This window comes from Parasphingorhabdus sp. (assembly GCF_965233695.1).
GTDB lineage: Bacteria > Pseudomonadota > Alphaproteobacteria > Sphingomonadales > Sphingomonadaceae > Parasphingorhabdus.
Genome location: NZ_OZ247497.1, coordinates 448,851 through 462,445, shown reverse-complemented (window position 1 = coordinate 462,445; position 13,595 = coordinate 448,851). Strand labels below are relative to the sequence as shown.

Sequence of the window (13,595 nt, the reverse complement as noted above, 5' to 3'; positions counted from 1 at the left end):
CTCCATGTCCAGGCGATATTCCCGAAACATTTCCGATTATTTGACGCTGCGCCGCCGTTCGAGCATGCCGATATGGCTGGATATTACCTGGCGGGTTTTGTTCGTGCTGGGCCTGATCGGGACGGCTGTCGCCGTCCACTGGTTTGATCGTAATGGTTTGCAGGACAGTTATGACGGGGATGTCAGTTTTCTTGATGTCGTCTATTTCACGATGATATCGATTACGACGACCGGCTATGGGGATATCGCCCCTGTGACAGAACGCGCGCGGATGTTCGACGCCTTGGTTGTGACTCCCATTCGCGTCTTCGTTGTGCTTATATTTCTGGGCACGGCCTATAATTTTGTATTCAAAAGAACCTGGGACAATTGGCGCATGAAAATCATCCAGAATAATTTGCACGATCATATCGTGATCGCCGGTTTCGGGACCAGCGGCAAGGAAGCGGTACAGGAACTGATTGCACGCGGCACCAATCCGGAGGAAATAGTCGTTGTCGATCCGTTTGACGAGGCTTTGGCGCAGGCTGAAAAACTCGGCTGTGCAGTGATCAATGGCGATGCAACCCGTGACGTGACATTGATGAACGTCAAGATATCGCGGGCGCGTTCGATGATTGTCTCGGCCGGGCGTGATGATACCAGCATCCTGATCGTGCTGACGGCACGCCATCTCGCCTATCATCTGCCGATCAGCGTGTCGGTACGGGCCGCAGACAACGAAATGCTGGCACGGCAAGCAGGTGCTACCACGGTGATCAATCCGGTGAGTTTTGCCGGACTGTTGCTGGCAGGTAGCTGCGAAGGCGCGAAAATATCCGACTATCTCAGCGATCTGGCGTCGGCGACCGGACGGGTCAAACTGGTCCAGCGTGCCATCGAAGAGGATGAAGTCGGTAAGGCGATGAAGGATATCGTGAAAGATGGGCTTGGTGTCCGCATCTATCGCGACAATAACATGTACGGATTCTGGGAAGACGAAGCCAATAAGCTTGAGGCGGGTGATATCATCGTCGAGATCAAGCCAGGCAACGGCTCAGGTAACCATCAGACCAGAGTCGGCGCAGAAGCCGATTAACCGACTATGTTGCACCTGCGAACAAACCTGCTATGACACTTGCAAAATAGCCGTTTTTCCGCAGGAGAAGTGAAATGACCGAGGCCAATGCGATACCGATGCCCAGCGGCCTTCGCCCGCCCAATCGCCTGGCTCAGCTTGGCGAACTGGCGCTACCGCTCGATTTCGTTCGCTTCGGCTTGCAATGGCCGCGCGTCGTAACCGCGCCCAAAGGCGACGGACGTCCGATCTTCCTGATCCCCGGCTATGGCGGCAGCGAATTGTCCATGGGACCGCTGAAAGTCTTTCTGACCGGGCTGGATTATGATGTTTATGATTGGGGACTGGGTCGGAACCAGGGCTCGGTCAATCGCGATATCGGCCGGTTTACCGCGATTGCGCAGGAACAATATGACAGCAATGACCGTCAGCCGCTGACGCTGATCGGTTGGTCACTCGGCGGGATAATCGCGCGTGAAGTCGCGCGTCTTTCGCCCGATCTGGTCCGTGAAGTGATTACCATGGGCACGCCGATTATCGGAGGCCCCAAATATACCACACCCGGACAGCGCTATGCGAAATCGGCGCAGATCAATCTCGATCACTTCGAAAAGGAAGTGCATGCGCGCAACAGCATCGGTTTCAGCCAACCGTTAACCGTGCTTTATTCCAACCGGGATGGCATTGTCGGACCGGATATCGCCAAGGATATCTACAATTTGCAGGCCCGCAATATCCGGGTGGATGGCGGGCATCTGGGCCTTGGCTTCAACCCCAAAGTGTGGCGGATCATTGCCGATACGCTGGCAGGACGGGCGTGACCGCCGGTACCTTGTAACAGGACGCATTTCGGCATATCCTCCTGCGCAGGAGAGAAAATATGCCGCAATTACAACGCCTGTCCGCTGCCGAAGATCCGGAAAAGCTGGCGCAGTTATTGCGGGATGACGGTGCCGCCATTGTCGAGGATGTCCTCGACGCCGCCGCCCTGGAAAAGCTGAAATCCGAGATCATGCCCTATGTCGAGGCAACCGAACCCGGGCGGGATGATTTTACCGGACGCAAGACAACGCGGACCGGCGCGCTGGTTGCGCGATCCGCAGCTTGTCGCGATCTGGTCATGCATGATCTGATATTGGGCGGGGCCAATGTCTTTCTGAAACCCTTTTGCGAGCGGGTGCAGCTTCATCTGACGCAATTGATCCGTATCCAGCCGGGACAGGTCAAACAGCCGCTCCATCGCGACCGGCTGGCCTGGGGCGGCTTTCTGCAGGATAGCATCGAGCCGCAGTTTAACACGATCTGGGCGGTGACCGATTTCACACAGGAAAATGGCGCGACACAGGTTGTGCCCGGTTCGAACCATTGGGTAGCGGGGCGTGAAGCCAAGCCGGAAGAGATTCAATATGCCGAGATGAAAGCGGGTTCTGTTCTCGTCTATTCCGGTTCGGTGATTCATAGCGGCGGCGCCAATAACGCCGACCATGACCGGATGGGATTGAACATTACCTATGCATTGGGCTGGTTGCGGCAGGAAGAAAACCAGTATCTGTCTTGCCCGCCGCATATTGCCAAGGATTTTGATCCGGCGCTGCGCGATTTGCTCGGCTATTGCATGGGCAGCTATGCGCTGGGCTATTACACGCCGCCAACCGGTCCGGGCGAAAGCCCCGAAGTGGTGCCGCCAGAGTTTCTCTTCTCCGGCAAGGTGACAGACTGGAGCGACGGTGACGATCTTTATGAAAGCGTCAGTCGGCGCTCCAGCGAAACGGTGTAGTTAACCGGAACAGCCCTATGCTAGCCAGGCGTGCACCGCCCCCATGGCGGCATAGAATAACAGCCAGTATCCGGCATCGATAAAGAACAGGGCTTTGCCTTTCTGCGAGAACAGATAATTGGTGCCGATGGCGGGAATGATAAAGCCGAGTGCAATCCCCGTCGACATCATCATCTTGATCGCAAATGGCGGCTGGCCAAGACGGAAAAACATATGCGCAAGCATGGCCGAGGCGACGAGGCTGAATGCAAAGGCACCGCCATAGATCAAGCCCATATTGCCGCCTTGTATCTCTTCTTCGGTCAAGCCGACCGCACCCATCCATTTCTTGCCCATGATCGGCCCGTACCAGATGCCGCCGACCAGAAAGCCGCAGGCCGCTGCCAAGATGATGGCGAGCCAGTTTACCTCCAATAAATTCATGATTTCCCTCCCAGAAAATTGCTAGTTAAATCGATATACATCAATTCCAGTGGAGTTGGAAAGTTTCCCCGATTTCGGCGGCTATCCACTGCTTTGCAAAAGCACTGATCGATGAACGGATGGTGTTTATTTGGTCATCGGACAGCGCTGGCGGATCTATGTGAGATGACTGGCAGGCCGCGTTAAACACGTCCCGCAGCGACTGGTTATCACTGGGCTCGCTCCACATATCGGCTTCAAAACACTCCACCAGCCGTTCGGCTTGCAGCAACTCGATAATGTGGGGCTCTGGCGCAGCGGCACGGGTGGAATTGGCATGGCCGGCCTGTTTGGCGATATGCTGGATCTCCTCCGGAGGCGTTCCATCGGCAACATGACCCCAGAAACCCCGGCGCATCGCCAGTGCCTGCTCGACATGAAAGTGGACGGCATCGTGCGGAATGATTCCCTTTTTCGGGAAGGTGGTTTCGGCCACCGAGCCATCCGTTCGCTCGATCTTTATCCAGTCGCGATCCGATCCTTTGGTGATAGAAATGATCATTGCGCTGAATTACAGGCGGACATTATCGATGACAAGCGCGCTCAATACGACTATGGGCGCGGGATATGGCTACCGCAATTCCTTCTCCGCCCAAAGTCGGCATGGTGTCCCTTGGCTGTCCCAAGGCGCTCGTCGATAGTGAACGCATTTTGACGCAGCTGCGTTCGGACGGCTATCAGATGTCGCCCGATTATGCCGGCGCGGACGTCGTGCTGGTGAATACCTGCGGATTTCTCGACAGCGCGAAGGAAGAGTCGCTCGAAGCCATTGGCGAGGCGATGGCCGAAAATGGCCGGGTGATCGTCACCGGCTGCATGGGCAATGAAGCCGACACAATCATGAAGCGCTTTCCGGATGTTTTGGCCGTCACCGGCGCGCATCAATATGAAGATGTTGTCACCGCAGTCCATGCGGCGGCCCCGGCGGCGCGCGGCGCGTTTGTTGATCTGGTCCCTGATGCCGGCCTGAAACTGACACCGCGCCATTATAGCTATTTGAAGATTTCCGAAGGCTGCAACCATCGCTGTTCCTTCTGCATCATTCCGTCGCTGCGCGGCGATCTCGTATCGCGGCGACCCGATGCGATCCTGCGCGAGGCAGAAAAGCTGGTCGCCAATGGCACCAAGGAATTGCTGGTCATCAGCCAGGACACCTCGGCCTACGGCGTCGATATCCGGCACAAGCCGCAAATCTGGAATGGCCCGATCGGGCAGGGCCGCGAAGTGCGCGCGCATATGACCGATCTCGCGGTGGCGCTGGGCGAACTGGGCGTTTGGACACGCCTGCATTATGTTTATCCCTATCCGCATGTCGACAAGGTCATCCCGCTGATGGCCGAGGGCAAGATCACGCCCTATCTCGACATCCCGTTCCAGCATGCCGCGCCCAATGTTCTCAAACGCATGAAGCGGCCGGCCAATGAAGCCAAAGTGCTGCAGCGTGTGAAAAGCTGGCGCGATATCTGCCCGGACCTCACCATCCGTTCAACCTTTGTGGTCGGTTTCCCGGGCGAAACGGAAGAGGATTTCCAGTATTTGCTCGACTGGCTCGAAGAAGCCCAGCTCGACCGCGTCGGCGGTTTCCGTTTTGAACCGGTTGAGGGAGCAGCGGCCAACGCGCTCGACGGCGCGGTACCGGAAGAGGTCAAGGAAGAACGCTACCAGCGCCTGATGGAAAAAACCGCCGCGATCAGCGCCGCGAGATTGCAAGCCAAAGTCGGCCGCACGCTGCCCGTCATCATCGATGAAATCGGTGAACCGGATGAAGATGGCGACATCGGCGCGACCGCGCGGTCACAGGCCGATGCACCGGAGATCGACGGCAATGTATTCCTGCGCAATGTGAGCGCGGATCTAGCCGTGGGTGACATTGTCGACGCCGAGATTGAAGACGCCGACGCGCATGATCTGTTCGGGGCACCGGTCGGGCCCTAAAGTCGGCGAGGGCACACACAAAAAACCCCACTGGATCGGCACCAGCGGGGTCTTTTAAACTTGTTCGGTCAAAAAACGCTTAAGCGTAGCTAACTTTCACGTTGGCTTTACGCTGACGCCGCATCGCGCCGCCAATGGCGCCAAAGCCAAAGATCATGAATGCCCATGTTGCTGGTTCTGGAACTGCGCCCATGCCGTCACTCAGGCGAATTTGAGCCAGAACGAAATTACCGGTATTGCCATTGCTGGTACCGTCAATTCCGGTGAACCCAGCCTGATCATATGGTTCTGATCCACGTTGATCAAAAAAGAAATTCTGGTTTGAATTTCCAGAGAAAGAAAAGCTGAGCAGATAAAAAGTTCCTGCCGTCAATAAAGTCGGCCCGGTATCGAAACTGATGAATTCCAATCCGTTAGTGGTAACATTTTGCATACCGCTAGCAATAACTGTGCCTCCGCCAACAAAACCAGTCGTCGCAGTTGCAACGCTCAAAGAATAGCTGAGATCAATATTGGTCAAATCTTGAAAAATAGCGACGCTACCGAGCATGTAATCCGTTGTCGATGCAAAGACAACGCCTCGTCCATTACGATAGGCATCATTAGAGTTAGTCGTAAAGACTGAACCGACAGGATCGCTTGGCGGAACGAAAATCGTGTCCGCTGCTGATGCTGGTGTGGAAGCAGTCGCAAATCCAAGCGCCGCTGCAGTTAAAAGATATTTTTTCATATGACACCCCTTTTTTTCGGCCAAAAAAATCAGCAGAACGCAACTTACTGCGTATAAAATTACTGCGTATAAATTTTGCGAACCCTAACAAACCGTTAACAGGTTGCACGTTTATGTACAATAAATTACTGGCATGACCTTCCTGCGTCCCAAAACAGGACATATTTGAGTCAAATCTTATGGAAACAGGGTTTTAGTCTGGATAGTCACATCCCCATATAGTCCTTCTTGCCCACGGCCACGCCCTGCATCCGCAGCAGATTGTAAGCCGTCGTCACATGAAAAAACAGGTTGGGGAGGAAGAAGCTCAGAACATAGCTTTGGCCGTCTATGTCCATGGTCTGGTCCGGGCCGATCGGCATGGAGATTTGCATATCTGCATTGCCATCGATCGCAGCATCATCGGCCTTGGCAACGGTATCTCCGCAATCGGCGATGCGCGCGATCAGGGCGTCGAACGTGTCGCCTTCCATCGGCAAGTTTGGCAAATCGTCGGTTGCGACGCCAGACATTCTGGCGGCACCGCGCACGGCAAATTCGGTGATCATCTGTACCTGCCATTTCATCTCGTGCATGTCGGGAAACAGCCGATTTTCCATGAAGGCCTCTTCGGCGGTTCCGGTGGCCTCGGCATGGGCCTTGGCCTTTTCCAAGATATTGGTCAGTCCGCGAAAGGCCTGAGCGGTGGACGATTTGAAGATATGGGAAAGCGCTACGGTCATTTTGGATCCTTGATGGTGAAGAGGTTGGTCGGGGGCGTATCACATTAAGTTGAATAGAAGAAACCCGCCGAGAGCAAGAAACGACCCCAATGTACCAAAGGCACCCAGTGCGCGTCCGGCGACAAATATTTTCCCGCTGTCTGCGCCATGGGAGCCAGCTTCGGTGGACATGGCTATCGCATGGAACAGCCGTGCGACAACAAAAACGGTGGCGATGATCAGGATCACCTGATGGGGAACAACGGTCATTTCCGCGACAGCGAGAACGGCAAGGAAAATGCCGGCATTTTCGGCGAGGTTGCCGTGCCGCCGGACTTTGCGCTCCATCACCGGATCATCACCCAGTCCGAGATTGATACCGGACTTGGCCCGGTGCAGACCGGTCAGGACCATCAATATGCCCTGCATGATGATCAGCAAGGCGCCGGCATAGGCGGAAATAATCGGTGCAGTCATATTCGGTTCTCCTAATGCGTTTTTCAATGCGGGTGTCTGCAGATGTCGGCCATTTTTGCGTGGCAGAAGACCTAGCTACTGGCTAAAAAACCCAAAGTCCAAACATGTAAATGCACATAGTTGGTGCAAAAACGAGCCATGTAATTTACAATGAGGTGCGGTAATGTCGTCAGGCACTATTGGGAAGAGCCGCGATGCAAGAGGGAATGGCCGGGATATGGACTGGGAAGATATCAAGACATTTCGGGAGGTGATGCACGGCGGAACCGTGCGTGCAGCCGCGAAATCTCTGGGCGTCCACCACAGCACGGTAAGCCGGCGGATCGAACATCTGGAGAGGGCGCTTGGCGTGATGTTGTTCGAACGGCGACCGGAAGGATATTTTCCGACCTCGGCTGGCGAGGAACTGGCCCGGGCAGCAGGCGTGTTTGCCGATGACCTGATTGCGGTAGAGCGTCATATTGCCGGCCGCGACAATGATCTGACTGGAACCATAAGAGTGACGATGGCGGAGCCTTTTGCAACATCCATGTTCGCGGCGCGTCTGCCGGAATTTTGCGATGCCTATCCGGGTCTGGAACTGGAAATTTTGACGAGCTATGACTTGCTGGATGTTGCCCGGCGAGAGGCCGATATCGCCATTCGCATGGATAATAATCCGCCGGACGCGTTGGTTGGAAAACGATTATTCGCCTATACAACATCGATCTATGCCCACCCCGATTACCTCGCGCGCCATGATTTTGTTAACCAGCCCGAGCAAGCACGTTGGCTGGGCTGGACTGACCGGGAAAGCCGGTTTCCGGACTGGACACAGGATACCGAATTTGCCCGCGTGCCGGTCTGGGGCAATTTCGCCAGTATCGCTATGCAGATCCAAATGGCGCGCGCCGCAATGGGACTGGTCATGATTCCCTGTATCGCTGGAGACAGCACGCCGGAACTCGTTCGCGCGACCGATCGTGACCCCACGCCGTCGCGCGATATCTGGATATTGACCCATGATGATCTGCGCCGGACCGCGCGGATCAGGGCTTTTATGGATTTTGCCGAAATGGTGCTGCGCGATAACAAAGATGCGCTTGTCGGGCGGTTGCCCGTACCCGTGAATTGACGCCAGCCTGTTAACCAGTTTGCCCTAGATATCTCTTAAAAACAGCTTTTTTTGAAAGTCGTCTTAACCATGAAATTGCACATGCTCGCAATCTCTATGTCTTATCCTGTCATGCATGAACGATTCAATCTTGAAATTATCCCCCGCTCGTCAGGTTGGCATGATGACAGCAGTCGAGGTTTTGTCTGCCTTTGCGGTCACCGCCATCATCTATCTGGCGATTTTTGGCGTAGACAATAATTTCTGGAACGTGATGACATTAGCCTTCATCGTGCCTTGGGTGATTTGTATTCCGGCCAATTTCTATTTCATCAACCAGCGCAAGCAACTGATCGAACTGGCCGACAGGTTGAAAGTGACGCAGGAAGAGCTGCAAAAGGTCAACCAGGATTTGCAACACCGGGCCAGTATCGATGGTTTGACGGGTCTTGCCAATCGGGAGCATTTCATCAAATTGTTTGATGAGCGACGGATGAACTATCATAACAACATCCTGATGATCGTCGATGCCGATCATTTCAAGAATATCAATGATGGCTATGGTCATCCGGTGGGTGACAAGGCGTTGATCCTGCTTTCTTCGGTCTTCAAACGTATCTTGCGCAAAAATGATCTGGTCGGGCGCATTGGCGGCGAGGAATTTGGCGTGTTGTTGCCGGATACCTGTCACGCCGAAGGCGAGATTATCGGCGAAATGATCCGTCACGAGATTGAAAATACTTTGTTCGAGCCGCAGGAGGGCGTGCCGCACCGGATGACGGTGAGCATTGGACTGACCGGTGTATCACCCCATGAAGAGCGTGCTTTGCCGATGCGCAATGCCGACAGTGCCCTGTTCGAGGCAAAGCGGCGCGGCCGCAATCAATGTGTGCTCTATTCGCCGGGCATGCGTGAAAAGCCGCGGCCTTTTTACGAAGCAGGCAATATTCACAACCTGGCCCCCGTTCGCGCCTGATACGGGTTTGCATGGAATCTGAAATCTGATCTGCCGTTGTCGCAGGCAATTTAGTCATGACGGACACGGTTGCCGCTGCTAGTGCATGGTCCCATGACAGACAGTGATTCCAGCAAACAAAAACATCTCTATCTGGTCGATGGTTCGGCCTATATTTTCCGGGCCTATCATCGCCTGCCGCCGCTGACCAATATTCATGGCGAACCGGTCGGCGCGGTTTACGGTTATACCACCATGTTGTGGAAGCTGGCCGCCGAGCTGCACAAGGCCGATGGTCCGACTCATATGGCGGTGGTGCTCGACAAGTCCTCGCAAAGTTTCCGCAACGAACTTTATAGCGAATATAAGGCCCATCGGCCCGAACCGCCGGAAGACCTGCGCCCGCAATTCCCGATGATCCGCGATGCGACCCGCGCCTTTTCCCTGCCGCTGATCGAGGAAGAAAATGTCGAGGCCGATGACATGATCGCCAGCTATACCAAGGCAGCGGTCGCCGAAGGATGGAAGGTGACAATTGTCTCGTCCGACAAGGATCTGATGCAGCTGATCGAGCCATCGGACGACAGCCGCGTCGATATGCTCGACACGATGAAGAATGTCCGCATGGGCAAGGCGACGGTTGAGGAAAAATTCGGCGTTGGTCCGGAAAAGCTGGGTGATGTGCTCGGCCTGATGGGCGACAGTGCGGATAATATTCCCGGCGTTCCCGGCATTGGTCCGAAAACCGCGTCCAAGCTGATCAACGAATATGGCGATATCGAAGCGGTGCTGGCCGCCGCGCCGGACATGAAGAAGTCCAAGATGAAGGAAAATATTCTCGAGAATATCGAGCAGGCACGCCTGTCGCGGGTGCTGGTGACGCTCAAAGACGATTGCCCGCTACCCGATACGCTCGACAGTTTTCTGCTGCAGGATATTCCCGAAGACCCATTGCGCGAATTTCTGACCCATCACGGGTTTAACTCGCTGCTCAAAAAACTCGGCGGTGGTCAGGCCGAGCCACAAAATCCCGATGTCGATGGCGGCATTGGCAACAGCGCGCCGCCCGCCGCGGCCAAACCGGTGGAAGCGCCGGCAATTGATCGCAGCCAATATGAATGTGTGCAGGATCTCGAGACGCTCGACACATGGATTGATCGCGCGCGCACCAGGGGCGTGATGGCCGTCGATGTCGAGACGGACAGTCTGGAAAGCGTCACTGCGCGGGTTGTCGGTGTCTGCATGGCGACCGGGCCGAATGAGGCCTGCTATATTCCGCTCGGCCATGGCAGCGGCGACATGTTTGCGGAATCGCCCAAACAGATTCCGACCGAGGAAGCATTGGCGCGGCTCAAGCCGCTGCTTGAGGATGACGCAGTGCTGAAGGTCGGGCAGAACCTGAAATATGACATGACCGTGCTCGCCCAGCATGATCTGAAAATCACCCCGTTTGACGATACGCTGGTGATGAGCTTCGACCTCGATGCGGGTCTGCACGGCCACGGCATGGATGAACTCAGCAAGCTGCATTTGGGCCATGAGTGCATCAGCTTCAAATCGCTAACCGGTACCGGCAAGAAAGCGATCACCTTTGCCGAAGTCCCGCTCGACAAGGCGACCGAATATGCCGCCGAGGATGCCGATGTCACGCTGCGCCTGTGGGAGATTTTGCGCCTGCGCATGGCGCCGGAACAGGCGACGCGCGTCTATCAGATGGTCGACCGTCCGCTGGTCCCGGTGATCGCGAAGATGGAAGAAACCGGCGTGCTGGTCGACCGCGAAGAACTGGCGCGGCTGTCGCAAAGCTTCGCCGAGAATATGGAAAGCCTTGAGAAAGAGATTCACGAGCTGGCGGGCGAACCCTTTGCCATTGGCAGCCCCAAGCAACTGGGCGAAATCCTGTTCGGCAAGCTCGGCCTGAAAGGCGGCAAAAAAGGCAAGAGCGGCCAATATTCCACCGATGTCACGGTGCTCGAACGGCTGGCCGGCGATGGCGAGCCGATTGCGCAAAAGGTTGTCGACTGGCGGCAATTGTCGAAGCTCAAATCCACCTATACCGATGCACTGCAGGAGCAGATTAATGCCAAGACCGGCCGCGTGCATACGAGCTATAGCCTCAGCGGCGCGCAGACCGGGCGGTTGTCGTCAACCGAGCCGAACCTGCAGAATATCCCGATCCGTACCGAAATCGGCCGGCAAATCCGGCAGGCTTTCGTCGCCGCGCCGGGCAATGTCATCCTGGCCGCCGACTATAGCCAGATCGAACTGCGTCTCGCCGCGCATATTGCCGACGTTGAAACGCTGAAAGAGGCGTTCGCGGCGGGTGAGGATATTCATAACCGCACGGCACAGGAATTGTTCGGCACGGTCGACCGCGATACCCGCGGGCGGGCCAAGACGATCAACTTCGCGATCCTCTATGGCATCTCGCGCTGGGGCCTCGCCAAGCGGCTGGAGGTCGACGCGGATGAAGCGCAGGCGATGATCGACACCTATTTCGAGCGCTTCCCCGGCATCAACCGCTATATTTCCGAAACCCTGCAGGCGGCGCGGGAAAGCGGTTACACGGAAACCCTGTTCGGCCGCAAAACCTGGTTCGAGCGTCTGAAATCTGCCAACCAGGCCGAACGCCAAGGCAGCGAGCGCGCCGCGATCAACGCCCCGATCCAAGGCACCAGCGCCGACATCATCAAACGCGCCATGGCCCGCATGCTCCCCGCACTGGCCGAGGCGGGCTTGCCACAGGTAAAGATGCTGATGCAGGTCCACGACGAACTGGTCTTCGAACTGCCCGAAAGCGACGTCGATGCGGCATCCGAGGTCATCCGCACGGTCATGTCCGGCGCAGCAGAGCCAGCGGTGAAACTATCAGTGCCGCTGGATGTCGATATCGGGACCGGCAAGAGTTGGGACGAGGCGCATTAGGGGTGGTTGTTTTGGGTGTGGAAGAGGGCGTTGTGACCAAGTAACCTGACCTTCCGCTGACGACCCACTTGCGGACGTCAGCAAACGCGACTGAAAAGGCCTCTGCGATTCTATGAAATACCGGTAGGTGCTTTCACTACCAGAGACAGTGCAGTTGCTCTGTCGCGATCGTCGCTACCTAGCCCTCTGCATCGTCTGGTACGTGGCGCAAGATGTCACCGGTCTCGCACTCTAGATAGTCACAAATCTTGGAGAGCGTCTCGAACTTAACGCCTTTTACTTTACCTGACTTCAGGAGCGACAGGTTGGCGTCGGTTATTCCGACATGCGCCGCCAGGTCTTTCGATTTGACCTTGCGGGTGGCCAACATGATGTCGAGAGTTACTTCAATAGCCATCAAACGTATTGCTTTGTCTCTTCCTTCGCGACCTGACCTTCGCGCAAAGCCTGACCCAATGCCAGAAGAACTACGCCTACCAAGAGATATAGGAAATCCAGGTCAACGAAAGTGAGAGGAAGCGAATATCTGTTCTCCATCCAAAAACCAGAAATGCCCAGCACTGGTATGACGACCGCTACAAATCGGGTCGTCAAATAGAGCAGAACCATAGCCACGCCCAAGCGTTTCAATGCGTTGCGCGCAGGATCAACCAGCATCTCACCGCGCTCGGCATATTTGAGGAAGCGGTTCAATGAAAAGAATAACAGGCCAAGCGAAACAATTGCCAGGACGTTGGTCGTAACAATAGCCAATATCGTCGGCACATTCATGGAAAGCGACGCTGCATCTTCGTCAATAAAATCGATCAGCAACTTCTGATCACCGAATAATGCCGCGATGCACGCATATGACATGGCCAGACCGGCAACCAACGTCATGAGGCCCGCCAGTACTCTCAGCACTCGGTATAACAGCCGGCTTTGAACGGTCCGTTCGTTTTCCATATCATCTAATCTCACAGAATTGAGTTTCATCTATACAATCCATTTCTCATTTGTGTAGTCCACTTCCAAGATGCGAAATTCCCACCATTTGTTTGGCTGGGTCTGGGGTCAGCTGTCATGCATCGCGATATGACACGCCAGCAATACTCCAACCGGCCGCGGGGCACGCCCTAGCAATCGAGATGGTCTTGCCGTTGGCGAATATAATCTTTGGCGACACGATGCTCGTCCTCATCCAGTTGATCGCCAAATGAATCCAGATCAGCGCTGGTCGATTGACTGCCTTTGGTCGTAAGGCTGGTGACTGAGTTGAAAAACGCTCTCGTTCCCGCCTTCCGTTCGCCCTCTTTTTCATAGTCAAACGCAACGTCCAATTGGGCGCATGACATGCTGTCAAACCGGGCCATTTGTCCGTCACTAAGACTAACACAGCCTGGGATAAGTAGCACTATCGGCAGCGCGCTAAGGATAATTTTCATTGTTCGTCTCCATGTTTTGGGTCAGCCCGAAAGACTGCCCGAAGCGGTTAAAAGAAATG

General features: G+C 55.3%; 15 protein-coding genes. 7 read left to right on the top strand and 8 right to left on the bottom strand.

Features of this window, described 5'->3' with window-relative positions; all coding sequences use genetic code 11:
* Positions 1-4 precede the first annotated feature (4 nt).
* From ACO6S1_RS02140 to ACO6S1_RS02130, 3 genes are all read left to right on the top strand, one after another.
* Positions 5-1,078: a potassium channel family protein gene (locus ACO6S1_RS02140; protein ID WP_422344719.1), complete on the top strand. Its 1,074-nt coding sequence runs from the start codon at positions 5-7 to the stop codon at positions 1,076-1,078.
* Between the two features lie 74 nt (positions 1,079-1,152).
* Positions 1,153-1,878, top strand: coding sequence for an esterase/lipase family protein (locus ACO6S1_RS02135; protein ID WP_422344718.1), 726 nt, complete (start codon positions 1,153-1,155; stop codon positions 1,876-1,878).
* A gap of 59 nt (positions 1,879-1,937) precedes the next feature.
* On the top strand, positions 1,938-2,834 hold the full coding sequence (locus tag ACO6S1_RS02130; protein WP_422344717.1) for a phytanoyl-CoA dioxygenase family protein: 897 nt from the start codon (positions 1,938-1,940) through the stop codon (positions 2,832-2,834).
* Positions 2,835-2,849: 15 nt separating this feature from the next.
* Here ACO6S1_RS02130 and ACO6S1_RS02125 read toward each other — a convergent pair whose 3' ends face one another.
* Positions 2,850-3,257: a DUF1761 domain-containing protein gene (locus ACO6S1_RS02125; RefSeq protein WP_422344716.1), complete on the bottom strand. Its 408-nt coding sequence runs from the start codon at positions 3,255-3,257 to the stop codon at positions 2,850-2,852.
* 40 nt (positions 3,258-3,297) lie between these two features.
* Complete coding sequence (locus ACO6S1_RS02120; RefSeq protein WP_422344715.1) at positions 3,298-3,798, bottom strand: hypothetical protein; 501 nt, start codon at positions 3,796-3,798, stop codon at positions 3,298-3,300.
* A gap of 65 nt (positions 3,799-3,863) precedes the next feature.
* Here ACO6S1_RS02120 and rimO point away from each other — a divergent pair, with 65 nt between their 5' ends.
* A complete protein-coding gene (gene rimO / locus ACO6S1_RS02115; RefSeq protein ID WP_422344714.1) occupies positions 3,864-5,231 on the top strand; it encodes a 30S ribosomal protein S12 methylthiotransferase RimO in 1,368 nt (455 codons plus the stop codon).
* 79 nt (positions 5,232-5,310) lie between these two features.
* On the opposite strand, the gene ACO6S1_RS02110 is transcribed toward rimO, so the two are convergent.
* The 3 genes from ACO6S1_RS02110 to ACO6S1_RS02100 form a co-directional block, all read right to left on the bottom strand.
* On the bottom strand, positions 5,311-5,961 hold the full coding sequence (locus ACO6S1_RS02110; protein WP_422344713.1) for a PEPxxWA-CTERM sorting domain-containing protein: 651 nt from the start codon (positions 5,959-5,961) through the stop codon (positions 5,311-5,313).
* Positions 5,962-6,167: 206 nt separating this feature from the next.
* Positions 6,168-6,683 (bottom strand): DUF1993 domain-containing protein, encoded by a 516-nt coding sequence (locus ACO6S1_RS02105; protein WP_422344712.1) that lies wholly within the window; start codon positions 6,681-6,683, stop codon positions 6,168-6,170.
* Between the two features lie 39 nt (positions 6,684-6,722).
* Positions 6,723-7,139, bottom strand: a complete 417-nt coding sequence (locus ACO6S1_RS02100) for an MAPEG family protein (protein WP_422344711.1) — start codon at positions 7,137-7,139, stop codon at positions 6,723-6,725.
* Positions 7,140-7,302: 163 nt separating this feature from the next.
* Between ACO6S1_RS02100 and ACO6S1_RS02095 the strand changes: the two genes are divergently transcribed.
* The 3 genes from ACO6S1_RS02095 to polA all read left to right on the top strand — a co-directional run bounded on the left by ACO6S1_RS02095 (position 7,303) and on the right by polA (position 12,112).
* Positions 7,303-8,253 (top strand): LysR family transcriptional regulator, encoded by a 951-nt coding sequence (locus tag ACO6S1_RS02095; RefSeq protein ID WP_422344710.1) that lies wholly within the window; start codon positions 7,303-7,305, stop codon positions 8,251-8,253.
* Between the two features lie 130 nt (positions 8,254-8,383).
* On the top strand, positions 8,384-9,208 hold the full coding sequence (locus ACO6S1_RS02090) for a GGDEF domain-containing protein (RefSeq protein ID WP_422344709.1): 825 nt from the start codon (positions 8,384-8,386) through the stop codon (positions 9,206-9,208).
* A 93-nt stretch (positions 9,209-9,301) separates the two neighbouring features.
* Positions 9,302-12,112, top strand: a complete 2,811-nt coding sequence (gene polA / locus ACO6S1_RS02085; protein WP_422344708.1) for a DNA polymerase I — start codon at positions 9,302-9,304, stop codon at positions 12,110-12,112.
* Positions 12,113-12,290: 178 nt separating this feature from the next.
* Here the strand turns inward: polA and ACO6S1_RS02080 are convergent, their stop codons facing one another.
* The 3 genes from ACO6S1_RS02080 to ACO6S1_RS02070 all read right to left on the bottom strand — a co-directional run bounded on the left by ACO6S1_RS02080 (position 12,291) and on the right by ACO6S1_RS02070 (position 13,536).
* Positions 12,291-12,509 carry a helix-turn-helix domain-containing protein gene (locus ACO6S1_RS02080; protein ID WP_422344707.1) on the bottom strand — a complete coding sequence of 73 codons (219 nt, stop codon included), beginning with the start codon at positions 12,507-12,509 and terminating at the stop codon, positions 12,291-12,293.
* A complete protein-coding gene (locus ACO6S1_RS02075) occupies positions 12,509-13,087 on the bottom strand; it encodes a hypothetical protein (protein WP_422344706.1) in 579 nt (192 codons plus the stop codon). The genes ACO6S1_RS02080 and ACO6S1_RS02075 overlap by 1 nt, the downstream gene beginning before the upstream one ends.
* Positions 13,088-13,227: 140 nt before the next feature.
* Positions 13,228-13,536 carry a hypothetical protein gene (locus ACO6S1_RS02070; RefSeq protein WP_422344705.1) on the bottom strand — a complete coding sequence of 103 codons (309 nt, stop codon included), beginning with the start codon at positions 13,534-13,536 and terminating at the stop codon, positions 13,228-13,230.
* Positions 13,537-13,595: the final 59 nt, after the last annotated feature.